Source organism: Streptomyces malaysiense (assembly GCF_000980885.2).
GTDB lineage: Bacteria > Actinomycetota > Actinomycetes > Streptomycetales > Streptomycetaceae > Streptomyces > Streptomyces malaysiense.
Window position 1 is genome coordinate 25505 of sequence record NZ_LBDA02000095.1, and the last position, 23834, is coordinate 49338.

Genomic DNA, 23834 nt, shown 5'->3' on the forward strand with positions numbered 1-23834 from the left:
ACGGTATACAACGAAATCTTGACTGAATATCGGTCCGTGTTCCACGCGGCCCCGGCGCTGTACTCTCCCGGGGCGTCGAGGACACCCGAGGGGGAGTACGTGATGAGCGTGACCGACAGCCCGGCCAACCGCTTGCAGGCGCTCTTCGAGGGCCACCGGCTCACGCCGACGCAGCGCCGCATCGCGCACAGCATGGTGCGGCGCGCCGCCGACGTGCCCTTCCTGTCCAGCGTGGAGCTGGCCGAACTGGCCGGGGTCAGCCAGCCGTCGGTGACCCGGTTCGCGGTCGCCCTCGGCTTCGACGGCTACCCCGCGCTGCGCCGGCACCTGCGCGAGGTGGTGCCCGCCGAACCGGCCCCCGAGAACGGCGTGCACAACGAGTACCAGCTCGCCGTCGAGGCCGAGATCGAGAATCTGCGCCACCTCGCCGAACTGCTCGCCGACCCGCGTCCGGTGCAGCAGGCCGGGCGGATACTCGCCGCCTCTCGCCCGCTGCCGGTGCTCGGCCTGCGCGCCGCCGCCTCCCAGGCGTACGGCTTCGCGTACTTCGCCGCCAAGGTCCACCCGGACGTCCGGCTGCTCGACGAGGGCGGCACGATGATCCAGGACCGCATCGACGCGGCCGTCCGCGCCGGCGCCCGTGCCCTGCTCTGCTTCGCGCTGCCCCGCCATCCGCGCGAGGTGGTCGACACCCTCGCCTACGCCCAGGACGTCGGGCTGACCGTCGTCACCGTCGCCGACTCCGCGTTCGCGCCGGTCGCCAAGCACTCCGACCTGCTGCTGCCGGCCGCCGTCGGCACCGGCCTCGCCTTCGACACCGCGTGCGCGCCGATGCTGCTGGGCCGGGTGCTGCTCGAAGCGGTCTGCGACGACCTGCCGGACGCGCAGGCCCGCCTGGAGGAGTTCGACGCGAAGGCCGCCGCCCGGGGGCTCTTCGTGGAGTGAGTCCCGGTCCTCTCAGATCTGTCTCAGGTTCGCCCGCTAACGTCCCCGCCGGACAGAGGCGGTACGGGGACTCGTGACACGGGAGGGTGACGTGGCGCGCGGAGAGCGTGGAGAAGGCAGGGAGCGCGGCGGCCGGGGACTGGCCCGGGTGGCCGTCGTCGTACGGGCGGGAGCCGCCCCGCTGTGGTGGTCCGGGGTGGTCGCCGCCGGCGTCGGCGCCGTGCCCGAGGGATGGACGGGACGCCGGACCGGGGCGCTCGCCGGGGCCGTGCTCTTCGTCCTCGCCGCCGCGGTGGTGGCACTGACGCGGCGGCGACGCTACGACATCCTCGCCCGGGGCGCGACCCGCGCGGGCAGGTACGACGTGCTCCAGGACCGCGCGGTGACCGTGCGCAACTGGCGCCGCGGGCACCGCTGGTGGCTGGTGCTGGCCTGGGTGCTCGCGCTCGGCTCCACCTTCGCGGTGCCGGTGGCCGGCGGGCTGCTGCTGGCCGGGTGCGGCACCGGGCTGCGGCTGAAGGCCGGCTGGCTCGGGCGCCGCGAACGGGCCCTGGAGAGCCTGCTGTGGGTACGCGTCGACCAGCTCGACGCACGCGCCGGCCGCCCGGCCGGCAAGACGGTCGGTGGACTGCGCGGTACGGGCGTCGCGGCCGGCGACGCGGCCCCGGGCGGGGCGCGCCGCCGTACCGCGGCCCTCGTCTGATCCGGAGGTCCTAGACCTCCAGGTCCTCCTCGATCCGCTTGAGCTGGTGGCGGGCCATCGCCAGGTTGGCCCGAGTGGTGTCCAGGACCAGGTAGAGGAACAGGCCGTTGCCGCCGCGCCCCTTGAGCAGCCGGATCAGGTGGTACTGGTCGGACAGCGTGATGAGGATGTCCTCGATCTCGCTCTTGATGCCCAGCATCTCCATCGTGCGCATCTTGGCGCGGATCACGTCGGTGTTGCCGGCGGCGGCCACGTTCAGGTCGAAGGTCTTGCCGCCGCCCATCGTGCCCAGCGCCATCCCGCTGGTGTAGTCGACGAGCGCGACGCCGGTGGCGCCCTCGATAGAGGTCAGCGCCTCTTTGAGGGCGGTCTCGGTGTTGGCCATGTCGGGTCCTCTCAACTGTCGGTTGTGGTACGTGCGGTGGTCGTGCGCGGGGTCCGCGTGGGGCGGGTGCGCGGGGGTGCGGTGGCCTCGCGGGCGGGCGCGTTCCGGGCGGCCTGGGCCTCGGCGGCGTCCAGGACTTCGCCGATCCGGGCGCCGGAGCGGCGGCCCTCCAGATGCAGCCGGCCGACGTTGACCCGGTCCTGCGCGAGCAGGGTCAGTACGGCGCTGCGCCCGGCCGCGTAGGTGGCGACGTAGCCGCGCTCGCCGCGCACCAGCAGTTCCCGCAGGCCGCCGTTGCCGGTGGCGTCGGCGACCCGCACGGAGACGCCGAGCGAGGCCGCGGTGAGCGCCGCGAGCCCCTCGGGGTCGACGCCGGGCGTGTCATGGGCGACGACGAGTCCGTCGACGCCGGCCGCGAGCGCACCGGTGAGCTGCGGCACCCGGGTGCGCAGCCGGTGCAGCTCCTCCAGGACGGTCCGAAGGTCGTCCTCGGACACCATCAACTCTCTCCTCTCGGCGGGGCGTGGCCGTTCAAAGGGCCTCCAGCGCATCCCTGAGCCTCTTCAGCAGCGCGATGTCGGGGTCGGTGACCGGGGGCAGTGGCGGAGGAAGGTTCCGGGCCTGCTCCGGTGCGGTCGGGGGCGGTGGCGCGAGTACGGGAACGACCGGCGCCAGGGGTCTGAGGTGCCCGGCCGCCGCCAGCCTGCGGACGTCGACCAGCGTGTGGAACGCCTGCCGGCCCAGTTCCCGGGCGATGTGGGCGGCCGTACGGGTGCCGTCCACGCGGTCCAGGACGGCGCGCTGGCGGGGGGCGACGGGGGCGGGGCGAGCGGGTCCGGCGGGCTCGGCCGCCGGCTGCCCGGGGTTTTCGCGAGGGCGCCGGCGGGCCGGTGGGTCGGCGCGGATCAGGGGCGCGGTGTCCGCGGCCGGGTCCGGCCACAGGCGGTGCAGTTGCAGCCGGCGGCGCAGCGTCTCGCGTTCCAGCGCGACCACCGGGACCGAGGGCAGCGGGCCGGTGCGGGGCGCGCCGTCGTAGTGGAACCGGCCCGGGGTACTGCTCGGTGCCAGGGCGAAGTACCCGGCGTCGTACAGCGCGTCCAGATGGCACAGTTCCAGGGCGCCGGCGGGTAACAGGCCGGACTCCAGGAGGAGTTCGGCCGCCCGTAACGGACCCTCGGCCGCCGCGGCGGCCCGCTGCCAGGCGGCGGCCGCCAGGGTGCCGTGGGCCGTGAGGAGCACGTCGAGACCCGGGGCGAGGGGACTCTCGGCGTACACCACCCGGCCCTCGGCGAGGTGCAGGGTGCCGTGCTCGCGGACCAGGACGCCGGTGGCCCGTTCCTCGGCCAGCCGGTTCAGCATCGGCGACAGCGCGCGGGCGGCGTCCTTGTCCCGCACCGGCAGCGGTGGCGGCGTACGGACCATGGTCATCCCAGCACCAGCCGGGCGGCCATCTCGCCGAGCCGGATCCGGGCGAGCGCGAGGTTGCCCTCCTCGCGCCCCAGCCACAGGTGCAGGAAGACGCTGCTGTCGAAGGACGTGTCGATGAACCGCAGCAGGTGGTAGCTGTCCGGGTTGCTGACGATCACGTCCTCCACCGGCGGCCCGTCGGCCCCCTGCACCGTGAACGTGCCGTGCTCCGCGGCCAGCCGGGCCAGCTCGGCGGCCTCGGCGGCGGCCGTCTCGTGGTCGCCGCCGGGCGCCTCCCCGACCGTGCCGAGCGCGAGGCCGCTCGTCCAGTCCACCAGCGCGGCCCCCCGGGCACCGGGCAATCGCATCGCTTCCAGCAGACACTCGTCGATTCCGGGCACCGCGTGGCTCCCCTCCCGCCTGGGACTCGGCTGAGTGACCCCGACACTACGCAACGTGTGGGGGAGGGGTGAGTCGTTTGGCATTTTCCAGTGGAACATGCGTCCGGCGTACTAGAGTTGGCCGACTGGCCCGTGCGTCAGCGGAGTCGATCCATTTGTTCGAGTGCGGCGGGGGCGCGTCAACGGCTCTCGGGCGCACGCAGGGTGGTGAGCGCCGAAGCGTGCGCGCCCCCGGACTCGGCCACCACCTCCGCGATCGTCTGCGGCTCCCGTACGGTGGCGAAGGCGATGCCTCCGGTCCCGTCCGGCGCGAAGCCGTAGATCCCGGGCCGGGCCAGGGAGTTGTAGGCGTAGTGGTGCCCGAAGTAGTACGCGCCCGTGTCCAGCGCCGCCGCGTGGTCCCCCTGCGCCAGCTCGGGCAGCGCGCGCCCCTCGGCCAGCAGGTCGCCGGAGAAGCAGGCCGGGCCCGCCACGTCCTGCACCACCTCGGGCCCCGACTTCGGCCGCCCCTCGGCGTCGTAGGCGGCGATCCGCAGCGGCCACGCCCCCGGCGCGTACACCGTCCGCGTCGCCACCTGCACCCCCGCGTGCGTCACCGCGATCCGCCGCCCGCCCGAGCGCTTGGCGTACTCCACCCGCGCCACCACCGTGCCGTGCTTGGCCAGCAGCGACCGCCCGAACTCGGTCACCAGTCCGTAGCGCCCCGCGCACAGCCCCGGCGCCCGCTCGGCCAGCAGTCGCGCGTACCGCGCGTACGTCGGCGCCGTCGCCTCCCCCGCGAAGTTCACCGGAAGGCCGCCGCCGATGTCGAGCGTGTCGATCTGCCGCCGCCCCACCCGCGCGTTGATCTCCTCCGCCAGCGCGTACGTCTCCGCCGCGCCCCGCGCCAGCAGTTCCAGCGGAATGCCCTGCGAGCCGGTGTGCGCGTGCAGCCGGGTCAGCCACGGCCGCCGCGCGTACGCCTCCACGACCCACTCGCGCGCCCCCTCGTCGCGCAGCGCCACCCCGAACTTCGAGGTCTCGGTCGCCGTCGAGGTCGACCCGATGCTGCCGCCGCCGATCTGCGGGTTGACCCGGATGCCGAGCGGGGACCGGGTCGGCGCGGACCGTACGAGGGCGTCCAGACGGTCCAGCTCCTGCGGGTTGTCCGCGTTCACGGCGACGCCCAGCGCCAGCGCCTCGCGCAGCTCCGCCGGGGTCTTGGCGGGCGAGTCCAGCACGGTCCGCCCCGCCGGTACGCCGGCCGCGCGCGCCAGCGCCAGCTCGCCGGGGCTCGCCACCTCGGCGCCGATGCCCTCCTCGTGCAGCAGCCGCACCACCGGCACCAGCGGGGACGCCTTCACCGCGAACGCGTGCAGCACCGGGGTGCCGGGCGCGAGGACCGCCTCGAACGCCGTCCGCAGCGCCGTCGCCGACTCCCGGATGCCGATCGCGTCGAGCAGCCCCACCACCGCCGCGTCCGGGCCCAGCAGGCCCTGTTCCACGGCGGCGCGCACCGCCTCGTCCCGGCGCCCGGCCCGCTCCCGGGCCTCGGTCTCGGCCTCGTGGTCCACCGCGATTCCCTCCTGTCGGACGTCAGCTGGTTCCAGCCAAACACCCGGGACGCGCGGACGGGGCCGCCCCGATGTATTGACTAGTTCTATTCATGAAGTCAGGATGTGAATAGACGTAGCAACAGCAGGAGGCAGACGATGTCGGGACCCCGCCCCGTACGAGCACCGCGTGGCACGGAACTCAGCGCCCTGGGCTGGCAGCAGGAGGCCGCCCTGCGCATGCTCCAGAACAACCTCGACCCCGAGGTGGCCGAGCACCCCGACAAGCTCGTCGTCTACGGCGGCACCGGCAAGGCCGCCCGTGACTGGCGCTCCTTCGACGCGATGGTGCGCACCCTGCGGACCCTCAAGCAGGACGAGACCATGCTGGTCCAGTCCGGCCGCCCGGTCGGCGTCATGCAGACCCACGAGTGGGCGCCGCGGGTGCTCATCGCCAACTCCAACCTGGTCGGCGACTGGGCCAACTGGGAGGAGTTCCGCCGCCTGGAGGCCCTCGGCCTGACCATGTACGGCCAGATGACCGCCGGGTCCTGGATCTACATCGGCACCCAGGGCATCCTCCAGGGCACCTACGAGACCTTCGCCGCCGTCGCCGCGAAGAAGTTCAACGGCACCCTCGCCGGGACCATCACCCTCACCGCCGGCCTCGGCGGCATGGGCGGCGCCCAGCCGCTCGCCGTCACCATGAACGACGGCGTCGCCATCTGCGTCGACTGCGACCCGCGCGCCATCGACCGCCGCATCGAGCACCGCTACCTGGACGTCAAGGCCGACGACATCGACCACGCGCTCCGGCTCGCGACCGAGGCCCGCGACGCCCGCCGCCCGCTGTCCATCGGCGTCCTCGGCAACGCGGCCGAGCTGGTCCCGCAGCTGCTCGCGATGAACGCCCCCATCGACATCGTCACCGACCAGACCTCCGCCCACGACCCGCTGGCCTACCTGCCGGTCGGCGTCGCCTTCGAGGACATGGCCGACGCCGCCGCGAAGGACCCGGCCGGGTTCACCACGCGGGCGCGCGAGTCGATGGCCAGGCACGTCGAGGCCATGGTCGGCTTCATGGACGCCGGTGCCGAGGTCTTCGACTACGGCAACTCCATCCGCGGCGAGGCCCAGCTCGCCGGGTACGACCGCGCGTTCGCCTTCCCCGGCTTCGTGCCCGCCTACATCCGGCCGCTGTTCTGCGAGGGCAAGGGCCCCTTCCGCTGGGCCGCGCTGTCCGGCGACCCGGCGGACATCGCCAAGACCGACAAGGCGCTCCTCGAACTCTTCCCCGAGAACGAGTCCCTCGCGCGCTGGATCAAGATGGCCGGCGAGCGGGTGCACTTCCAGGGCCTGCCCGCGCGCATCTGCTGGCTCGGCTACGGCGAGCGGGACAAGGCAGGCGAGCGGTTCAACGACATGGTGGCCTCCGGTGAGCTGGCCGCGCCGCTCGCCATCGGCCGCGACCACCTCGACTGCGGTTCCGTCGCCTCGCCGTACCGCGAGACCGAGGCCATGCTCGACGGGTCCGACGCGATCGCCGACTGGCCGCTGCTGAACGCCATGGTCAACGTGGCCTCGGGCGCCTCCTGGGTGTCCATCCACCACGGCGGCGGCGTGGGCATGGGCCGGTCCATCCACGCCGGCCAGGTCACCGTCGCCGACGGCACCAGGCTCGGCGGCGAGAAGATCCGCCGCGTGCTCACCAACGACCCGGGCATGGGCGTCATCCGGCACGTGGACGCCGGGTACGACATCGCGGAGTCCGTCGCCGCGGAGCGTGGGGTCCGGGTGCCGATGCGTGAGGGTGACGAGGCGTGACGCAGGCGTTGGGCGGGCACGGCAACGCTCCGGTCGGGGCCGCGGGTCCGCCGCCGGCCGCGGCCCGGCCCGGCTCCTCCTTCCACGAGATGTGGCGGGAGCTGCTGCCGATCGGCCGTGACGCGGACTCCGGCGGATACCGGCGCCACGCCTGGACCGGGCCCGATGCCGAGTGCCGGGCCTGGTTCGAGGCGCAGGCCGTGGGCCGGGGGCTCGGGTACGAGGTCGACCGGAACGGCAACCAGTGGGCCTGGCTCGGCGACCCGGCAGCCGGGGACGCCGTGGTCACCGGGTCGCACCTGGACTCCGTGCCGGACGGAGGGGCCTTCGACGGGCCCCTCGGGGTCGTGTCCTCCTTCGCCGCGCTCGACGAACTGCTGCGCAGGGGAGCGCGGTTCGCCAAGCCCCTCGCCATCGTCAACTTCGGCGACGAGGAGGGCGCCCGGTTCGGCCTCGCCTGCGTCGGGTCCCGGCTGACCTCGGGCGCGCTCACCGTCGAGGACGCGCACCGGCTCACCGACGGGGACGGCGTCAGCCTGCCCCGCGCCATGGCGGCCGCCGGATACGACCCGGAGGCGATCGGGCCCGACCCCGAGCGGCTGGCCGGGATCGGCGCCTTCGTCGAGCTGCACGTCGAACAGGGCCGCGCGCTGGACCTGTCCGGCGACCGGGTGGGCATCGCCAGCGCCATCTGGCCGCACGGCCGCTGGCGGTTCGACTTCCGGGGCGAGGCCAACCACGCCGGCACCACCCGGCTGGCCGACCGCCACGACCCGATGCTGTCGTACGCCGAGACCGTGCTCGCCGCCCGCCGCGAGGCCGAACTCGCCGGTGCCGTCGCCACCTTCGGGAAGATCGCGGTGGATCCGGGCGGCGTCAACGCGATCCCCTCGCGGGTGCGCGGCTGGCTCGACTCCCGCGCCGCCGACCAGGAGACCCTGGACACGGTGGTCGGCGGCATCCGGAAGGCGGCCCGGGAGTACGCGGACGCGCACGGCGTGGACCTGGACGTCGTACGGGAGTCCTTCACGCCCGTCGTGGAGTTCGACCACGCGCTGCGCGACGAACTCGGCCGCATCCTGGGCCGGGACACCGGGCTCACGGTGCCCGTCCTCGGCACCGGCGCCGGACACGACGCCGGCATCCTCTCGGGGAGCATCCCCACCGCCATGCTGTTCGTGCGCAACCCCACCGGCGTCTCGCACTCCCCGGCCGAGTTCGCGGCCGAGGACGACTGCGTGGCCGGGGTGGGCGCGCTCGCCGACGTACTGGAAGGGCTGGCCTGTTGACCAGGGCGACGTACTGGCTGGAGCACGCCTGGCTCGGCGACCGTGTCGAGCCGGGGGTGCTGGTCGAGACCCGCGACGGGCGGATCGGTGCCGTGCGCACCGGGACGCCCGTCCCGCCGCCCGGCGCCGAGGCGCTGCGCGGACTCACCCTGCCCGGACTGGCGAACGCCCACAGCCACGCCTTCCACCGGGCACTGCGCGGCACCGTCCAGGTCGGCAGCGGGACCTTCTGGACCTGGCGCGAGGTGATGTACTCCGTCGCCGACCGGCTGAACCCGGACACCTACCACGCGCTCGCCCGCGCGGTGTACGCCGAGATGGCGCTGGCCGGCATCACCTGTGTCGGCGAGTTCCACTACGTGCACCACGCCCGCGGCGGCACCCCCTACGCCGACCCCAACGCCATGGGCGAGGCACTGATCGCGGCAGCCGCCGAGGCCGGCATCCGGATCACCCTGCTCGACACCTGCTACCTCGCGGCCGGCTTCGACCAGGCGCCCAACACCCACCAGCTCCGCTTCTCCGACGGCAGCGCGGCGGCCTGGGCCGAACGCTGCGCGGTTCTGAAGGAACGGGACCACGCGCGGATCGGGGCGGCGATCCACTCCGTTCGGGCGGTGCCCGCCGACCAGCTGGCGACCGTGGCCCGCTGGGCCGAGGAGCGGCGGGCCCCGCTGCACGTCCATCTGTCGGAGCAGACCGCCGAGAACGACGCCTGCCTCGCCGCGCACGGCCGCACCCCCACCCGGCTGCTCGCCGACCACGGCGTCCTCGGGCCGCGCACCACCGGGGTGCACAGCACCCACCTCACCGAGGAGGACATCGCCCTGCTCGGCGGCTCGCGCACCGGCACCTGCATGTGCCCGACCACCGAGCGGGACCTGGCCGACGGCATCGGACCGGCCGTCGCCCTCCAGCGGGCGGGCTCCCCGCTCTCCCTCGGCTCCGACAGCCACGCCGTCATCGACCTGCTCGAAGAGGCGCGTGCCATGGAGCTGAACGAGCGGCTGCGCACCCGCACCCGGGGCCACTGGACGGCCGCCGGCCTGCTGCGGGCCGCCACCGCCGACGGACACGCCGCCCTCGGCTGGGACGAGGGCGGCCGCATCGAGCCGGGCGCGCTCGCCGACCTGACCACGATCGCCCTGGACTCGGTCAGGACCGCGGGCCCCGAGCCCCGGCTGGGCGCCGAGACGGCCGTATTCGCGGCGGGCGCGGCCGATGTACGGCATACGGTCGTGGGCGGCCGGCAGGTCGTACGCGACGGCGCGCACACGCTCGTACCGGACGTGCCGCGGGCGCTGGCCGCGGCCGTCGAAGCCCTGCGCTGACCGTGCCGGTCCCGGCGCCGACCCCCACCGCCCCCCACGAGGACGACACCATGAGCAGCAGCACCGTCATCACCAACATCGCGGCACTGGTCACCAACGACCCCTCCCTCGGTGACAACTCCCCCCTCGGCCTGATCCAGGACGCGGCCGTCGTCATCGAGGGCGACCGCGTCATGTGGACCGGTGAGTCGGGTGAAGCACCCGCCACCGACAACCGGGTCGACGCGGGCGGCCGGGCGGTGCTGCCGGGGTTCGTGGACTCCCACTCGCACCTGGTCTTCGCCGGGGACCGCACCCAGGAGTTCAACGCCCGGATGTCCGGCCGCGCCTACTCGGCCGGCGGCATCCGCACCACCGTCGCCGCCACCCGCGCCGCGAGCGACGCGGAACTGGCGGCCAACCTGACCCACTACCTGGCCGAGGCGCTGCGCCAGGGCACCACCACCTTCGAGACCAAGTCGGGCTACGGCCTGACCGTCGAGGACGAGGCCCGCGCCCTGCGCATCGCGGCCGAGCACACCGACGAGGTGACGTACCTCGGCGCGCACATCGTCTCCCCGGACTACGCGGACGACCCGGCGGCCTACGTCGCCCTGGTCACCGGCGAGATGCTGGACGCCTGCGTGCCGCACGCCCGCTGGATCGACGTGTTCTGCGAGAAGGGTGCCTTCGACGGCGACCAGGCCCGCGCGATCCTCACCGCGGGCAAGGCGCGGGGCCTGCACCCGCGCATCCACGCCAACCAGCTCTCCTACGGCCCCGGTGTCCAGCTGGCCGTGGAACTGGACGCGGCCAGCGCCGACCACTGCACCCATCTCACGGACGCGGACGTCGACGCCCTGGCGAGCGGCGACACGGTCGCCACGCTGCTGCCCGGCGCCGAGTTCTCCACCCGCGCGCAGTGGCCCGACGCCCGCCGGCTGCTGGACGCGGGGGTCACCGTCGCCCTGTCCACGGACTGCAATCCGGGCTCCTCGTTCACCTCGTCCGTGCCCTTCTGCATCGCCCTGGCCGTCCGCGACATGGGCATGACCCCCGACGAGGCGGTCTGGTCCGCCACGGCGGGCGGCGCCGCGGCCCTGCGCCGCACCGACGTCGGCCGCCTCGCCCCCGGCGCGCGCGCCGACCTGACCCTCCTCGACGCGCCCAGCCACGTCCACCTCGCCTACCGGCCGGGCGTGCCCCTGGTCAGCGGGGTGTGGCGGAGCGGCGTCCGCGTCGTCTGAGACGTCCGCGCGGTCCGGGCGGGAACCCGGTACGCACACGCCGAAGCGGCCTGGACGGGGCGTCCGGGCCGCTTCGGCGTATACGTGGGGACGGGGACGGAGGACGGCCGGGGGCCGTCGTCCCCGGGGTCACTCCTCCACCGTCAGTCCCTTGCGCAGCCGTACCAGCGTGCGGGACAGGAGGCGGGACACGTGCATCTGGGAGATGCCGAGCTCCTCGCCGATCTCCGACTGGGTCATGTTGGCCACGAACCGCAGGGACAGGATCTTCCGGTCGCGCTGGGACAGCCCGGCGATCAGGGGCTTGAGCGACTCGATGTACTCGATGCCCTCGATCCCGTGGTCCTCGTAGCCGATGCGGTCCGCGAGCGCGCCCTCGGTCTCGTCCTCCTCGGGCTGGGCGTCCAGCGACGAGGCGGTGTACGCGTTCGAGGCGGCCATGCCCTCGACGACCTCGTCCTTCGAGATGTCCAGGCGCTCGGCCAGCTCCGTGACGGTCGGCGCGCGGTCCAGCTGCTGGGCCAGCTCGTCCCCGGCCTTCGCCAGGTCCAGCCGCAGTTCCTGGAGCCGGCGCGGTACGCGCACGGACCACGAGGTGTCGCGGAAGAAGCGCTTGATCTCGCCGATGATGGTCGGCATCGCGAACGTGGGGAACTCGACACCGCGCGAGAGCTCGAAGCGGTCGATCGCCTTGATCAGGCCGATGGTGCCGACCTGGATGATGTCCTCCATCGGCTCACTGCGGGAGCGGAAGCGGGAGGCGGCGAACTTGACGAGCGCGAGGTTCAGCTCGACGAGGGTGTTGCGGACGTACGCGTGTTCGTGCGTCCCTTCCTCCAGCACGCCCAGGCGTTCGAAGAGGGTCTTGGACAGAGCCCGCGCGTCGACGGGGTCGACCTCGTCGTACGGGGGGATCTCCGGGAGGCCCTCGAAAGGGTCGTGGAGATCGATGGGATGATCCAGTTGATCCGGTGGGTATGTCGACGTCGCGGTCGGGGTAGACGAGGCGTCGAGCCGGGGTGACATGGGTGTCCTCCATCGTTCTCGGCATACGGCTGCCGAAGCCATCAGGTGCACTACGGAGTGCGGCGCCTCCAAAGCCGGCGTGTAGAAGTACGTGTCTTTACTAGCCCTATCGGCTTTGATGGAGCGATCGCAAGTGCGTTTCGTTCGGGTATGTCCGATTATGTGAGGTTGTTCGGGTGCCGGACTGCGCCAGGAAGGCGTAATGTTCGAGGGCATCAGCAAGCCACGACCTCGGGAGAGAGACGGCATGGACCACGGGATGGTCGGCAGCGCACAGTCGGGCCGGCTTCTGGTGGAGGTGCGTGAAGAGGGCGCCAGCGCGGTTGTCACACCGGCGGGTGAGCTTGACCACCACACCGCCGATCTGCTGCGTGAACCCCTCGACGACCTCCTGGGCAAGGGTTTCTCGCGGCTCGTGGTGGACTGCTCGCGCCTGGAGTTCTGCGACTCCACGGGGCTGAACGTCCTGCTCGGAGCCCGCTTGAAGGCGGAGGCCGCCGGTGGTGGTGTCCATCTGGCGGGAATGCAGCCTGTAGTCGCCCGCGTGTTCGAGATCACCGGAGCCGAGGCGGTCTTCACCGTCCATGACTCCGTTGCGGACGCCCTGGCCGGGGAGGGTGACGGCACCGACTGAGTCCGCGATCACACGCGGCCGGGTGCGACGCGACTCTCCTCGCTCTTCCCTTCACGACTCCGGAAGTCACCGGGTGTCCCGGGGGGCCCGTGTATCCCACGGAAGACGGGGGTGTTCCGGCGCCCGGGTCGGGCAGGAGACATGCTGACGACCATCCACCGTCAAGGCGGCGTCGCCGCGCTCCGGGTGTGACGTACCCGTGGGTGTGCGACGGGCTCGAACGGGCAGGAACCTGCCCGGACGGGACTGCCACGAACAGGAGTGCGAGGCGTCACGCGATGAGCGGACGGGGGCTGATGTGCGGATGACGGGACGTACGACGGGGCGGCGCTGCCGGCGACGGACGGACCGACCGGTGCGGGGGAGTACCGGAATTTTCAATCGTGAACTGGTGATTCGGTGAGGTGAAGCGCTGATGAGCACCACCCGGCCCTACCCGCCGGGCGACCGCGGCCATGAGCCCAGCGGCGCTTCCGGGGTGTCCGGGTCCTCCGGGGAGGACGTGCCGGCCGGCGCCGCCATGGCGTCCGCGACGGGCGCGACCGCCGCGCCGCCGTCCCCGGCGGACATGGGCGGCGTAGCGGCGGCGCGGGGCCGGCAGGTCCGCAGACTCGACCTAGTAGGGGCCAGTGGCGTCGTCCCGCTCGCCCGCGACTTCACCCGGCAGGCGCTGTACGACTGGGGCTGGCTGCCCGCCGCGAGCGCGGACCAGCGGGCCGCGGCGGAGGATGTGCTGCTCGTCGTCTCCGAGCTCGTCACCAATGCCTGCCTGCACGCCGAGGGACCCGACGAACTCGCTCTCACCTGTGACAACAAGGTGATCCGCCTTGAGGTCACCGACCGCGGCACCGGCCAGCCGGCGCCCCGCAACCCCCACCGCGCGGGCCGCCCCGGAGGCCACGGCATGTTCATCGTCCAGCGCCTGTGCCTGGACTGGGGCGTGGTGCGTGCCGAGGGCCGTCCGGGCAAGACGGTGTGGGCGGAACTGGGCGCTCCGGCCTGACGGCGGCACCGAGCGGCACGGCGGGCGGTCCCGGCTCCGGGGTCGCCCGTCCGTCGTTCCGGGCGGCCCGCGGGGGCCCTCACCCTCACACAACCCCCGCCGGTACGTGTCTTCCTTCCTCGGGGCCCCGGGCGTACCTTGACGGCTTACCTGATGCACCGTCAGGAAACCGCCGGGAACGAATTGGGGTGGACCGATCGTGTCGTACCCGAAACGAACCGCCGCGTTCGCGTCCGCCGCGGCGCTGGCCGGAGCGGCCGTGGTGCTGACCGCGCCGACGGCCCAGGCCGACGTGGTCGACGTCAACTACAGGTGTGAGACGCCGATCGGGGTCAAGAGCGCGCTCTCGCCGATCGACATCAAGGGCGTCCGGAGCGGCGCCGGCTACAAGGTCACCATGTCCTGGCAGAAGGGCGTCTCCTCCAGCCCCGTCGAGCTGGGCAAGGGCGCGATGAGCCCGAGCGCCACCATCAAGCTGGGCGGCGCCGACAGCGGCACGCTCCCGGTGAGCGGGCCCTCCAACGCCGCCGCGATCCCCGCCGACACCCCCATCAAGATCAGCGACCTGAGCGGCACCTACACGCCCAGGAAGTCCGGCAAGGTCACCCTCACCGCGGGCACGCTCACCATCAAGGCGCTCGGTACGACGACGACCTGCACCCCCACCAACAACCCGGGCCCCTCCCTGACGCTGAACGTGACGGCGGCGGGCGGCGGTTCGACCGGAAGCTCCTCGTCCGGCTCCACCGGCTCGTCCACCGGCTCCACCGGCTCCTCCTCGGGCTCCTCCGGCTCCGCGCCCGGCGGCACCCTCCCGCAGACCGGCCCCGACGACTCCGCCGTCGCCCTCGGCACCCTCGGCGGCACCGTGCTCCTCGCCGGCGCGGCGGGCGCCCTCTGGCTGACCCGGCGCGGCCCCGCCGTACGCCGCTGAACCCCGCCGCCGCACGCCGCCCCCTCGGGGCACCAGCGCTGGAGCCGCCCATGCCGTCCGCCGTACGCGCCCTCGGACCGACGCCGCCGACGCCGCCGGGCACCGCGTCACCCGCCCGCCCGGCCGGCCGTGTTCCCCGTCCGGCTGTGTGGACGTCGTACCGGCGGGAGCGGAGCCCCGTCCCGGGAGGCCGGTCCGGCGGGCGCGGTGCCGTGCGGCGGATCGCGGTCCTGGCGCTCGCGGCGCTGCTCCTGCTGCCGCTCGCGGGTCCCGCGGCGGCGGACGGACCTGCCGTACGGCTGTCCGCGGCGCAGGCCGGCACCGGCGGCTCGGTCACCGTCCACGGCAGCGGATGGCGGCCACGCACCCTGCTGACGCTGCTGGTCTGCGGCCGGGCCACCCCGTCCCGGGGCGTCGTCGGCGGCACCAGCTCCTGCGCCAACGCGGACGGTCGCGCCGTCACCACCGACGGCGAGGGCGCCTTCGCCAAGAGGCTGCCGGTCGCCGAGCCGCCCGTGCCCTGCCCCTGCGTGGTGCACGTGGCCACGGTCACCGGCGCCCCCGCGCAGGCGGACGCCGTCCTCGACGTCGCCGGACACCCCGTCGCCCCGCTGCCCGCCGAGCCCTCCGGCGGGCGCCTGTCGATCCTCTCCGACACCCGGCTGACCGGGTCCGGGTCCCCACTGACCTGGTTCGGCGCCCCGCCCGCCCGCACCCTGGTCTTCACCGCCGGCAACCTCGGCACCACGCCCGTCGAGGACCCGGTCTTCCAAGTCGGCACCGCGCACGGCGTGTTCGCCCCCGAGTGGGACGACCGGCAGTGGCACGGCACCCTCGCGCCCGGAAAGAAGGCGCAGATCGAACTGCCGGTGGAACTGTCCGCCGGGGCGCACGGCGACTACACCGTCACCGTGAAGTACGACGGCAAGCTCCTCGCCCAGCAGCCCTGGGGCGTGGGCCGGCCCTGGGGTGTGACCCTCTTCTGGCTCCTGCTCTGCCTGGTCGTACCGGCCGCGTTGTTCCGTGCCGGGATGGCGGTGGTCGACCGGGTACGGCCCGGTCGCCCGGCCGGGCCCCGCCCTCCGCGCTTTTGCGTCGCGCGCCCCGCCCGCCGTGCGAAGAACCCGCCCCGCGAGTCCCCGTCCGCCCGGTCCCCGGCCGCCGCCCTCCCGTGGTTCGCCCCGGGCGAGGCGCCCGGCCCGCTCCGCGCACCGCACGCCGACGACCCGACGGGTCGTACGCCCCCCACCAGGAAGGGACCCACGTGAGCATGCGAAGGAGAGGCGCGGCGGTGGGCGCCGCGCTGGTGCTGGGCGGTGCGGGTGCCCTGCTGGGCCAGGCCGCGACGCCCGCGTGGGCGGCCACCGTGGCGTACGCCACGCACTGCGTGCCGCCCGCGGGCATCAGCCCCGTCGACGGCACGACGAAGGTCGAGATCACCGCGCCGGCGACGGCGAAGGTGGGCGACACGGTGGACGTCGTGTGGAAGTTCGTCCAGGCCGCGTCCAGGAACCCGGACATCATCGACCTGCCCGCGAACTCGGTGCAGCCCTCGGGCGTGCTGAAGGCGGCCGGCGCGCAGAGCGCCGACATCGCGATGCGGGGTCCGCGGCAGAACCCCGCGATCCCCAAGGGCGCCCAGATGGTGCTGTCCGACATGAAGGGCAGCGTGAAGCTGACGGCGCCGGGGCAGGTGACGCTGACGCCGGACGCGTACACGGTGAACGCGATGTCGACGGACACGAAGTGCACGCCCAGGGAGGCGGTCCAGCGGTCGGCGACGATCGACGTCACCGCGGCGGGCGGCACCCCCACGCCGACCCCGACCCCGACCCCCACGCCGACCCCGACCCACACCGCCACGCCGACCCCCACCCCGTCCACGTCGGGCGGCACCGGGCAGACCGACTTCACCGGCAAGGAGGTGCGGATCCCCTACGCGTGCAAGACCCCGATCGGCGACAGGAGCGCGACCTCGCCGGTGCGGATCGACGCGAGGCGGGACGGCGGGGACTACGCCCTCACGGTGCGGTTCGGGAAGTCGGTGATGGACAGCCCCGCGGACATCCCCGCGGGCTCCGTGAAACCGTCCATGGAGGTGGTCGCCGGCGGCGCGGACAAGGGCACGGTGCATGTGGCGGGCCCCGCCAACGCCGCTCCCGTCAAGGCGGGCGACCCCATCGAGATCCCCGACCTCACCGGCACCTACAGACCCGGCGCGACGGGCTCCTCGACCCTCTCCCCGGGCGTCCTGACGATCAACGCCCTGGGCACGACGACCACGTGCACCCCGACCAGCACGCAGGTCTCCCTCACCCTGGACACCAGCGGGCAGCCGGGCGGAACTTCGGGAGGAACGTCGGCCTCCGGCGGACCGACGGGCGGCACCGGCGGCACCGGCGGCTCCAGCGGCACCGGTGGCTCCGGCGGTCTGGCCGACACGGGCGCGAACGGCCGCGGAGCCCTGAAGGCCCTGGGTCTGGTCGCGGGGACGGCGATCCTGCTGGGCGGCGCGGTCCTCACCTTCATGCCACGGCGCCGGACGCGTTAGCCGACCTGTTCTCCTGGGGTACGGGGAACCGCGCGAACGACCGCGAACCACCCGCACTCGCCGACGCGCGGACTCCCCCACGCGCCTGGGCGAAAAGCCGAGAGGGCCGCCACACCCACCCGGGGTGCGACGGCCCTCTCGGCCAGGTCCCGGCGACTAGCGCACGTCGCCCATCAGCTTGTTCACCTTGCCGCGGTACATCCACACCGCCACGCCGGCGAGCACCGCGAGGACGGACTCCAGTGCCACGAAGCCCATCTTGTCGAGGTTGACCCCGCCGATCGCCGGGTTCGACAGCAGCGCGGTGATGGAGTCGCCCGCGGTGACCGCGAGGAACCAGACGCCCATCATCTGCGAGGCGTACTTCTTCGGCGCCATCTTGGTCGTCACCGACAGACCCACCGGCGACAGCGTCAGCTCACCGACGGTCTGGAAGAAGTAGATGCCGACCAGCCACATCGCGGCGGCCTTGTGGCCGTCCTGCGCGATGGACAGCGGGGCGAGGAACAGGAAGAAGGAAGCGCCGACCAGCACCAGACCGGAGGAGAACTTCACGATCGTGCTCGGCTCCCTGCCGCTCCGGTTCAGCCACAGCCACAGCCAGGCGAAGACCGGCGCGAGGGCCATGATCATGACCGGGTTGACCGACTGGTACCAGGAGACCGGGAAGTTCCAGCCGAAGATCGTGTTCTTGGCGGAGGCGTCCGCGAACAGCGACAGGGTCGAACCACCCTGGTCGTAGATCATCCAGAAGACCGCGGCGGCCACGAAGAACCAGATGTAGGCGCGGACCTTGGAGCGCTCCTCGCCGTCGAGGTCCTTGTCGCGCAGGATCCGGCTGATGACCAGGATCGGCACGATGAGACCGATGAGGGTCAGCGGGATCAGCGCCCAGTTGAGGGTGAAGTGACCGGTGAAGCCGACGAGACCGTAGAAGACGACGGCGATGGCCAGCCAGATCAGGCCCTTGCGCAGGGTGGTGGCCTTCTCCTGGGCCGTCATCGGCGTCGGGACGACCGCGCTCTGCTCGCTCAGGTGGCGGCCGCCCAGCAGGTACTGGGCCAGACCCAGCGCCATGCCGAGCGCGGCCAGCGCGAAGCCGAAGTGCCAGTTGACGTTCTCACCGATGGTGCCGATGACCAGCGGGGCGACGAACGCGCCCAGGTTGATGCCGATGTAGAAGAGCGTGAAGCCACCGTCGCGGCGCGCGTCCTTCGGGCCGTTGTACAGGTGGCCGACCATCGTGGAGATGTTGGCCTTGAGCAGACCAGAACCGACGGCGACCAGCACCAGGCCGACGTAGAAGCTCGCGGCGGCCGGCAGGGCCAGGCACAGATGGCCCAGCATGATGATCAGACCCGCGACCGTGACCGTCTTGCGGGGGCCGAGGAGCCGGTCGGCGACCCAGCCGCCGGGCAGCGTGAGCAGGTAGACGAGCGACAGGTAAACGGAGTAGATCGCCGTCGCCGTGCCCGCCGTCAGGTGCAGGCCGCCCGGGGCCACCAGATACAGGGGGAGCAGGGCCCGCATGCCGTAGTAGGAGAACCGCTCCCACATCTCGGTCATGAACAGAGTGGCCAGGCCGCGGGGGTGGCCGAAGAAGGTCTTCTCGGTGCCGGGGGTGCCCGGGTGGACCGAGTCCTTCGTCAGGCTGGACGCCATGGTCGTTCCTTGCTGGTCGGGACGCGCGGTGGAGCGTTGCGCGCCCGGTGGGGGTAGCGGCCGGCACCGGCGGGGTCGGCCGTCCGCCCCCAACGCCCGGGGGGAGTCCGCTCCGGATCACGAAGCGGTGGACGGCGACCACCGGGATCCACGCTCTGTGACGCGACGATGCGTCCGGAGCCCGGCCAGAGGTCATTCCTTTCAAGGCCGGTCGGACACGACCGGCCCGCACACAAGAAGGACCTTCAGCGTCAATGCCCGCCAAAGGTCCTCGGGTGTACTACAGGCGTTCACGTCACTGTACGTCAGGACACCGCCCGGTATGGAAGGACTTGAGACACGGATCACAGGTGTCGGTGGAACCGCGCGACGGATTTCGAAGGCCCCCTCTACCATCGCATCCCACAGGCGATGGTTCGTACCGCCGGGCACCCCGGGTAAGAATCCCGGGAACCGATCACACCCCGCCGCCGCACGCGGGCGGTCTACCATCACCTCATGACCCGTGTACTGCTCGCCGAGGACGACGCGTCCATCTCGGAACCGCTGGCCCGCGCCCTGCGCCGGGAAGGTTACGAGGTCGAGGTGCGCGAGGACGGCCCCACCGCGCTCGACGCCGGAATGCAGGGGGGCGTCGATCTGGTCGTACTGGACCTGGGCCTGCCCGGCATGGACGGCCTGGAGGTCGCCCGCAGGCTGCGCGCCGACGGCCACACCGTGCCGATCCTCATCCTGACCGCGCGGGCCGACGAGGTGGACACCGTCGTCGGCCTGGACGCGGGCGCCGACGACTACGTCACCAAGCCCTTCCGCCTCGCCGAACTGCTGGCCCGCGTACGGGCCCTGCTGCGCCGCGGCGCGGCCGAGCCGCAGCAGCCGCCGGCCACACACGGCGTGCGCATCGACGTGGAGTCGCACCGCGCGTGGATGGGCGACGAGGAACTCCAGCTCACCGCCAAGGAGTTCGACCTGCTCCGGGTGCTGGTGCGCGACGCCGGCCGCGTGGTGACGCGCGACCAGCTGATGCGCGAGGTCTGGGACACCACGTGGTGGTCGTCCACCAAGACCCTCGACATGCACATCTCCTGGCTGCGCAAGAAGCTCGGCGACGACGCGGCCAACCCCCGCTACATCGCCACGGTCCGTGGCGTGGGCTTCCGCTTCGAGAAGAGCTGAGCCCCGCACCGGGGGCCGGCGGTCACCTCAGGTAACGGAACATGCGTCGACGTCTCATTCAATCCACCCTCGCCGTCGTCCTCGTGGTGATCGCCGTCTTCGGCGTCTCCCTGGTGATCGTCGAGACCCGGACGATCACCAACAGTGCCCAGGAGCGGGTGGAGTCCGAGGCGGTGCGGCTGGCCAGCATCGTGGACAGCCGCATCCTGGCCGCGGAGAACGTCAACGCCGACGCGCTGCGCAATCCGGTCAGCAAAGAGCAGTACGCGGTGATCCGGATGCCCGGCCGGACGCCGATCGAGATCGGCACCCGGCCCGTCGGCGACGTCATCCACGCCACCCAGCACGGCGAGGAGGGCGAGACCGTCACCGTGCAGGAGCCGCGCTCCGCGGTCACCCGCGAGGTCGGCCGCACCCTGCTGATCATCGGCCTGGTGGCGCTGCTCGCGGTGGTCGCGGCCGTCCTGCTCGCGGTGCGTCAGGCCAACCGGCTCGCCTCCCCGCTGACCGACCTCGCCTCCACCGCCGAGCGCCTCGGCTCGGGCGACCCGCGCCCGCGGCACAAGCGGTACGGCGTCCCCGAACTGGACCGGGTCGCCGATGTGCTGGACTCCTCCGCGGAGAAGATCGCGCGGATGCTGACCGCCGAGCGGCGGCTCGCCGCCGACGCCTCCCACCAGCTGCGTACCCCGCTCACCGCGCTGTCCATGCGGCTGGAGGAGATCACCCTCACCGACGATCCGGACATCGTGAAGGAGGAGGCGAACGTCGCGCTGACACAGGTCGAGCGGCTCACCGACGTGGTCGAGCGGCTGCTGACGAACTCCCGCGACCCGCGCACCGGCTCCGCCGTCACCTTCGACCTGGACGAGGTCATCCAGCAGCAGCTCGCCGAATGGCGGCCCGCCTACCGCGGCATGGGGCGGGCCATCGTCAGCTCCGGCAAGCGGCACCTCCAGGCGGTGGGCACCCCGGGCGCGGTCGCCCAGGTGCTGGCCGCGCTGATCGAGAACTCGCTGATGCACGGCGGCGGCACCGTCGCCCTGCGCACCCGGGTCACCGGCAACCAGGCCGTGGTCGAGGTCACGGACGAGGGGCCCGGAGTGCCGGCCGACCTCGGGGCGCGGATCTTCGAGCGGACCATCAGCGGCCGCAACTCCACCGGCATCGGCCTGGCCGTCGCCCGGGACCTGGCCGAGGCCGACGGCGGCCGCCTGGAACTGCTCCAGGCCCAGCCTCCGGTCTTCGGCCTGTTCCTCTCGCGCACACCCCCGGCCCGCAAGACGGACGAGGAACTGCCGACCGTCCGCTGAGCGGCACGGCCGGCAGGGGTGCTCACCACGGTCCGCCGAGCCGAGCAGCGGTCACGGAACCCGCTGCGCCCTCGGCTCGGGCAGGCTAGGGGAGCGGCGCGACTCCGCCGCCAGGATCGACTCCGCCTCCTGCGCGGGCAGCGCGCGGAACACCCAGGTGCGGTACGACCAGAACCGGAACAGGGTCGCGATGCCGATGCCGAGGAACTTGAAGACGTTGCTCTCCAGCGGGCTGTCCCAGCCGAGGCCGTAGGTGGCCAGGTAGAGCACGCCGTTCTCGATCACCAGGCCGATCGCACTGAAGAACAGGAACAGCGTGAGTTCCTTGGTGCGGCCGCTGCGGTCGCGGTCCCGGTACGTCCAGTAACGGAAGCCGACGTAGTTGAAGGCGATGGCGACCACGGTCGCGATGATGCTGGCGCGCACCACCGGCAGGGTGGAGACGTGCCGGACCAGGTTGAACACACCCAGGTTCACCAGGACGCCGGCGCCGCCCACGGCACCGAACTTGGCCATCTCGCCCACGAGCCGTTGCAGCCCCGAGGAACGCTGTTCCATCGCGTTGCAGCTCCCGTCGGTAGATTTTGGTCAACCCGGCCATGCTATCGGCGTGCGGGGCTCGACGCCCGAGGACCAGGCCAGCGCGGGGAAACAGGTCGGAAAGAGGCCGGAAAGCGGTGGGTAAGAGCCGGGGACCCGCCCGGAACACCCTCGCGAGGGGCCGGTGCGGAGGGAGGCGATCCGGCCGGTCCCCGATGGCCGATACGCTGTAGGTGTGACGTTCCCGGTAGTCGGCATGGTCGGCGGTGGTCAGCTCGCGCGTATGACGCACGAGGCGGGCATCCCGCTGGGCATCAGGTTCAAGCTCCTCAGTGACACCCCTCAGGATTCCGCGGCACAGGTCGTGAGCGATGTCGTCATCGGCGACTACCGCGACCTGGACACGCTGCGTGACTTCGCGCGCGGTTGTGACGTGATCACCTTCGATCACGAGCACGTGCCCACCGAGCACCTCAGGGCCCTCGAAGCGGACGGCATCCCCGTCCGCCCGGGTCCCGACGCGCTCGTGCACGCCCAGGACAAGGGCGTGATGCGGGCACGGCTCGACGCGATCGGCATCCCGTGCCCGAGGCACCGGATCGTGGCGGACCCGGAGGACGTGGTCCGGTTCGCGGGCGAGGGGGACGGCTTCCCCGTCGTCCTCAAGACGGTCCGCGGCGGCTACGACGGCAAGGGCGTGTGGGTCGTGGAGACCCCCGAGGAGGCCGCCGAGCCGTTCCGGGCGGGCGTGCCGGTCCTCGCCGAGGAGAAGGTCGACTACGTCCGCGAGCTGGCCGCCAACGTCGTGCGCTCCCCGCACGGCCAGGCCGTCGCCTACCCGGTGGTGGAGTCCCGCCAGGTCGACGGCGTCTGCGACACGGTCGTGGCCCCGGCCCCCGGCCTGGCCGACGAGCTGGCCCTGCACGCCGAGCGGATGGCCCTGACCATCGCCAAGGAACTGGGCGTCGTCGGGCACCTCGCCGTCGAGCTGTTCCAGACCCGCGACGGCCGCGTCCTCGTCAACGAGCTGGCGATGCGCCCGCACAACTCCGGCCACTGGACCCAGGACGGCGCGATCACCTCGCAGTTCGCCAACCACGTCCGCGCCGTCCTCGACCTGCCCCTCGGCGACCCGCGCCCCCGCGAGAAGTGGACCGTGATGGTCAACGTGCTCGGCGGCGACTTCCCGGACATGTACTCCGCGTACTTGCACTGCATGGCGCGCGACCCCAAGCTCAAGATCCACATGTACGGCAAGGACGTGAAGCCCGGCCGCAAGGTGGGACACGTCAACACCTACGGCGACGACCTGGACGACGTGCTGGAGCGCGCCCGTCACGCAGCCGGCTACCTGAGAGGCACCATCACCGAATGAGTCCCGCCCCCCCGTCACCCGACCGCGGCCCCTCGACGAGCTCTGACGCGCGCCCCCTTCCCCTGGTCGGCATCGTCATGGGGTCGGACTCCGACTGGCCCGTCATGGAAGCCGCCGCCAAGGCCCTGGACGAGTTCGAGATCGCCTACGAGGTCGACGTCGTCTCCGCGCACCGGATGCCCCGCGAGATGATCACGTACGGCGAGCAGGCGGCCGACCGCGGGCTCAAGGCGATCATCGCCGGTGCGGGCGGCGCCGCCCATCTGCCGGGCATGCTCGCCTCCGTCACCCCGCTGCCGGTCATCGGTGTGCCGGTGCCGCTGAAGTACCTCGACGGCATGGACTCCCTGCTGTCGATCGTGCAGATGCCGGCCGGCGTCCCCGTGGCCACGGTCTCCGTCGCCGGTGCCCGCAACGCCGGGCTGCTCGCGGCCCGTATCCTCGCCACGCACGACGAGGACCTGCTGCACCGCATGCGCGACTTCCAGCACGACCTGAACGAGCAGGCCACCGAGAAGGGCAAGCGGCTGCGCTCCAAGGTCGCGGGCTCCGGCGGCTTCGGCTTCGGGAAGTGAGC

23 protein-coding genes are annotated in these 23834 nt (G+C 72.8%); 15 read left to right on the top strand and 8 right to left on the bottom strand.

Translation table 11 applies throughout. The features are described from left to right. The first annotated feature begins 102 nt into the window (after window positions 1-102). Together VT52_RS31600 and VT52_RS31605 are read left to right on the top strand one after the other, a co-directional pair. On the top strand, window positions 103-945 hold the full coding sequence (locus tag VT52_RS31600) for a MurR/RpiR family transcriptional regulator (RefSeq protein ID WP_206306660.1): 843 nt from the start codon (window positions 103-105) through the stop codon (window positions 943-945). 148 nt (window positions 946-1093) lie between these two features. Beyond that, the gene (locus VT52_RS31605; protein ID WP_046419802.1) at window positions 1094-1648 is read left to right on the top strand and encodes a hypothetical protein; all 555 of its coding nucleotides are present in this window, start codon (window positions 1094-1096) and stop codon (window positions 1646-1648) included. Between the two features lie 10 nt (window positions 1649-1658). Here VT52_RS31605 and VT52_RS31610 read toward each other — a convergent pair whose 3' ends face one another. The 5 genes from VT52_RS31610 to VT52_RS31630 all read right to left on the bottom strand — a co-directional run bounded on the left by VT52_RS31610 (window position 1659) and on the right by VT52_RS31630 (window position 5394). Beyond that, window positions 1659-2033 (bottom strand): roadblock/LC7 domain-containing protein, encoded by a 375-nt coding sequence (locus VT52_RS31610; protein ID WP_046419800.1) that lies wholly within the window; start codon window positions 2031-2033, stop codon window positions 1659-1661. 11 nt (window positions 2034-2044) lie between these two features. Then, the gene (locus VT52_RS31615; protein WP_046419798.1) at window positions 2045-2533 is read right to left on the bottom strand and encodes a roadblock/LC7 domain-containing protein; all 489 of its coding nucleotides are present in this window, start codon (window positions 2531-2533) and stop codon (window positions 2045-2047) included. A gap of 31 nt (window positions 2534-2564) precedes the next feature. After that, a complete protein-coding gene (locus VT52_RS31620) occupies window positions 2565-3461 on the bottom strand; it encodes a hypothetical protein (protein WP_046419796.1) in 897 nt (298 codons plus the stop codon). Then, entirely contained in the window at window positions 3458-3841 is a 384-nt protein-coding gene (locus VT52_RS31625; protein ID WP_046419793.1) for a hypothetical protein, read from the bottom strand. Before VT52_RS31625 ends, VT52_RS31620 begins: the two co-directional genes overlap by 4 nt. Before the next feature lie 179 nt (window positions 3842-4020). Then, complete coding sequence (locus VT52_RS31630; protein ID WP_240509955.1) at window positions 4021-5394, bottom strand: type III PLP-dependent enzyme domain-containing protein; 1374 nt, start codon at window positions 5392-5394, stop codon at window positions 4021-4023. A 138-nt stretch (window positions 5395-5532) separates the two neighbouring features. On the opposite strand from VT52_RS31630, the gene hutU reads away from it, so the two are divergent. From hutU to hutI, 4 genes are all read left to right on the top strand, one after another. Continuing rightward, the gene (gene hutU, locus VT52_RS31635; protein WP_046419788.1) at window positions 5533-7197 is read left to right on the top strand and encodes a urocanate hydratase; all 1665 of its coding nucleotides are present in this window, start codon (window positions 5533-5535) and stop codon (window positions 7195-7197) included. A gap of 89 nt (window positions 7198-7286) precedes the next feature. Next, on the top strand, window positions 7287-8486 hold the full coding sequence (locus tag VT52_RS31640) for an allantoate amidohydrolase (RefSeq protein ID WP_206306662.1): 1200 nt from the start codon (window positions 7287-7289) through the stop codon (window positions 8484-8486). Then, entirely contained in the window at window positions 8483-9817 is a 1335-nt protein-coding gene (locus VT52_RS31645) for a formimidoylglutamate deiminase (RefSeq protein WP_046419786.1), read from the top strand. The genes VT52_RS31640 and VT52_RS31645 overlap by 4 nt, the downstream gene beginning before the upstream one ends. Before the next feature lie 50 nt (window positions 9818-9867). After that, complete coding sequence (gene hutI, locus VT52_RS31650; RefSeq protein WP_046419848.1) at window positions 9868-11043, top strand: imidazolonepropionase; 1176 nt, start codon at window positions 9868-9870, stop codon at window positions 11041-11043. Window positions 11044-11172: 129 nt separating this feature from the next. Here hutI and VT52_RS31655 read toward each other — a convergent pair whose 3' ends face one another. After that, the gene (locus tag VT52_RS31655) at window positions 11173-12069 is read right to left on the bottom strand and encodes an RNA polymerase sigma factor SigF (protein ID WP_046419783.1); all 897 of its coding nucleotides are present in this window, start codon (window positions 12067-12069) and stop codon (window positions 11173-11175) included. Window positions 12070-12316: 247 nt separating this feature from the next. Here VT52_RS31655 and VT52_RS31660 point away from each other — a divergent pair, with 247 nt between their 5' ends. From VT52_RS31660 to VT52_RS31680, 5 genes are all read left to right on the top strand, one after another. Then, window positions 12317-12703, top strand: coding sequence for an STAS domain-containing protein (locus VT52_RS31660; RefSeq protein ID WP_046419781.1), 387 nt, complete (start codon window positions 12317-12319; stop codon window positions 12701-12703). Between the two features lie 415 nt (window positions 12704-13118). Beyond that, window positions 13119-13706 carry an ATP-binding protein gene (locus VT52_RS31665; protein WP_046419780.1) on the top strand — a complete coding sequence of 196 codons (588 nt, stop codon included), beginning with the start codon at window positions 13119-13121 and terminating at the stop codon, window positions 13704-13706. A 199-nt stretch (window positions 13707-13905) separates the two neighbouring features. Continuing rightward, window positions 13906-14640 (top strand): LPXTG cell wall anchor domain-containing protein, encoded by a 735-nt coding sequence (locus VT52_RS31670; RefSeq protein WP_046419777.1) that lies wholly within the window; start codon window positions 13906-13908, stop codon window positions 14638-14640. Between the two features lie 212 nt (window positions 14641-14852). Continuing rightward, on the top strand, window positions 14853-15908 hold the full coding sequence (locus VT52_RS31675; protein WP_046419775.1) for a hypothetical protein: 1056 nt from the start codon (window positions 14853-14855) through the stop codon (window positions 15906-15908). Window positions 15909-15910: 2 nt separating this feature from the next. Then, window positions 15911-17191: a hypothetical protein gene (locus tag VT52_RS31680; RefSeq protein WP_046419772.1), complete on the top strand. Its 1281-nt coding sequence runs from the start codon at window positions 15911-15913 to the stop codon at window positions 17189-17191. A gap of 156 nt (window positions 17192-17347) precedes the next feature. Here the strand turns inward: VT52_RS31680 and VT52_RS31685 are convergent, their stop codons facing one another. Beyond that, on the bottom strand, window positions 17348-18853 hold the full coding sequence (locus VT52_RS31685) for a peptide MFS transporter (RefSeq protein ID WP_046419771.1): 1506 nt from the start codon (window positions 18851-18853) through the stop codon (window positions 17348-17350). A 498-nt stretch (window positions 18854-19351) separates the two neighbouring features. On the opposite strand from VT52_RS31685, the gene VT52_RS31690 reads away from it, so the two are divergent. Next, on the top strand, window positions 19352-20029 hold the full coding sequence (locus tag VT52_RS31690; RefSeq protein WP_020940464.1) for a response regulator transcription factor: 678 nt from the start codon (window positions 19352-19354) through the stop codon (window positions 20027-20029). Window positions 20030-20070: 41 nt separating this feature from the next. Continuing rightward, window positions 20071-21342 (top strand): ATP-binding protein, encoded by a 1272-nt coding sequence (locus VT52_RS31695; RefSeq protein ID WP_046419766.1) that lies wholly within the window; start codon window positions 20071-20073, stop codon window positions 21340-21342. Window positions 21343-21393: 51 nt separating this feature from the next. Here the strand turns inward: VT52_RS31695 and VT52_RS31700 are convergent, their stop codons facing one another. After that, the gene (locus VT52_RS31700) at window positions 21394-21900 is read right to left on the bottom strand and encodes a GtrA family protein (protein ID WP_046419764.1); all 507 of its coding nucleotides are present in this window, start codon (window positions 21898-21900) and stop codon (window positions 21394-21396) included. Between the two features lie 217 nt (window positions 21901-22117). Here VT52_RS31700 and VT52_RS31705 point away from each other — a divergent pair, with 217 nt between their 5' ends. Next, complete coding sequence (locus tag VT52_RS31705; RefSeq protein WP_046419761.1) at window positions 22118-23257, top strand: 5-(carboxyamino)imidazole ribonucleotide synthase; 1140 nt, start codon at window positions 22118-22120, stop codon at window positions 23255-23257. Beyond that, window positions 23254-23832: a 5-(carboxyamino)imidazole ribonucleotide mutase gene (purE, locus tag VT52_RS31710; protein ID WP_079175403.1), complete on the top strand. Its 579-nt coding sequence runs from the start codon at window positions 23254-23256 to the stop codon at window positions 23830-23832. Before VT52_RS31705 ends, purE begins: the two co-directional genes overlap by 4 nt. Window positions 23833-23834: the final 2 nt, after the last annotated feature.

Bases quoted from the DNA above. Each gene is read 5' to 3' on its own strand.
- purE (WP_079175403.1), top strand. From the start codon at position 23,254: ATGAGTCCCGCCCCCCCGTCACCCGACCGCGGCCCCTCGACGAGCTCT.
- VT52_RS31665 (WP_046419780.1), top strand. From the start codon at position 13,119: ATGAGCACCACCCGGCCCTACCCGCCGGGCGACCGCGGCCATGAGCCC.
- VT52_RS31610 (WP_046419800.1), bottom strand. From the start codon at position 2,033: ATGGCCAACACCGAGACCGCCCTCAAAGAGGCGCTGACCTCTATCGAG.
- VT52_RS31690 (WP_020940464.1), top strand. From the start codon at position 19,352: ATGACCCGTGTACTGCTCGCCGAGGACGACGCGTCCATCTCGGAACCG.
- VT52_RS31655 (WP_046419783.1), bottom strand. From the start codon at position 12,069: ATGTCACCCCGGCTCGACGCCTCGTCTACCCCGACCGCGACGTCGACA.
- VT52_RS31615 (WP_046419798.1), bottom strand. From the start codon at position 2,533: ATGGTGTCCGAGGACGACCTTCGGACCGTCCTGGAGGAGCTGCACCGG.
- VT52_RS31680 (WP_046419772.1), top strand. From the start codon at position 15,911: ATGCGAAGGAGAGGCGCGGCGGTGGGCGCCGCGCTGGTGCTGGGCGGT.
- hutU (WP_046419788.1), top strand. From the start codon at position 5,533: ATGTCGGGACCCCGCCCCGTACGAGCACCGCGTGGCACGGAACTCAGC.
- VT52_RS31695 (WP_046419766.1), top strand. From the start codon at position 20,071: ATGCGTCGACGTCTCATTCAATCCACCCTCGCCGTCGTCCTCGTGGTG.
- VT52_RS31700 (WP_046419764.1), bottom strand. From the start codon at position 21,900: ATGGAACAGCGTTCCTCGGGGCTGCAACGGCTCGTGGGCGAGATGGCC.
- VT52_RS31640 (WP_206306662.1), top strand. From the start codon at position 7,287: ATGTGGCGGGAGCTGCTGCCGATCGGCCGTGACGCGGACTCCGGCGGA.
- VT52_RS31620 (WP_046419796.1), bottom strand. From the start codon at position 3,461: ATGACCATGGTCCGTACGCCGCCACCGCTGCCGGTGCGGGACAAGGAC.
- VT52_RS31660 (WP_046419781.1), top strand. From the start codon at position 12,317: ATGGACCACGGGATGGTCGGCAGCGCACAGTCGGGCCGGCTTCTGGTG.
- VT52_RS31685 (WP_046419771.1), bottom strand. From the start codon at position 18,853: ATGGCGTCCAGCCTGACGAAGGACTCGGTCCACCCGGGCACCCCCGGC.
- hutI (WP_046419848.1), top strand. From the start codon at position 9,868: ATGAGCAGCAGCACCGTCATCACCAACATCGCGGCACTGGTCACCAAC.
- VT52_RS31600 (WP_206306660.1), top strand. From the start codon at position 103: ATGAGCGTGACCGACAGCCCGGCCAACCGCTTGCAGGCGCTCTTCGAG.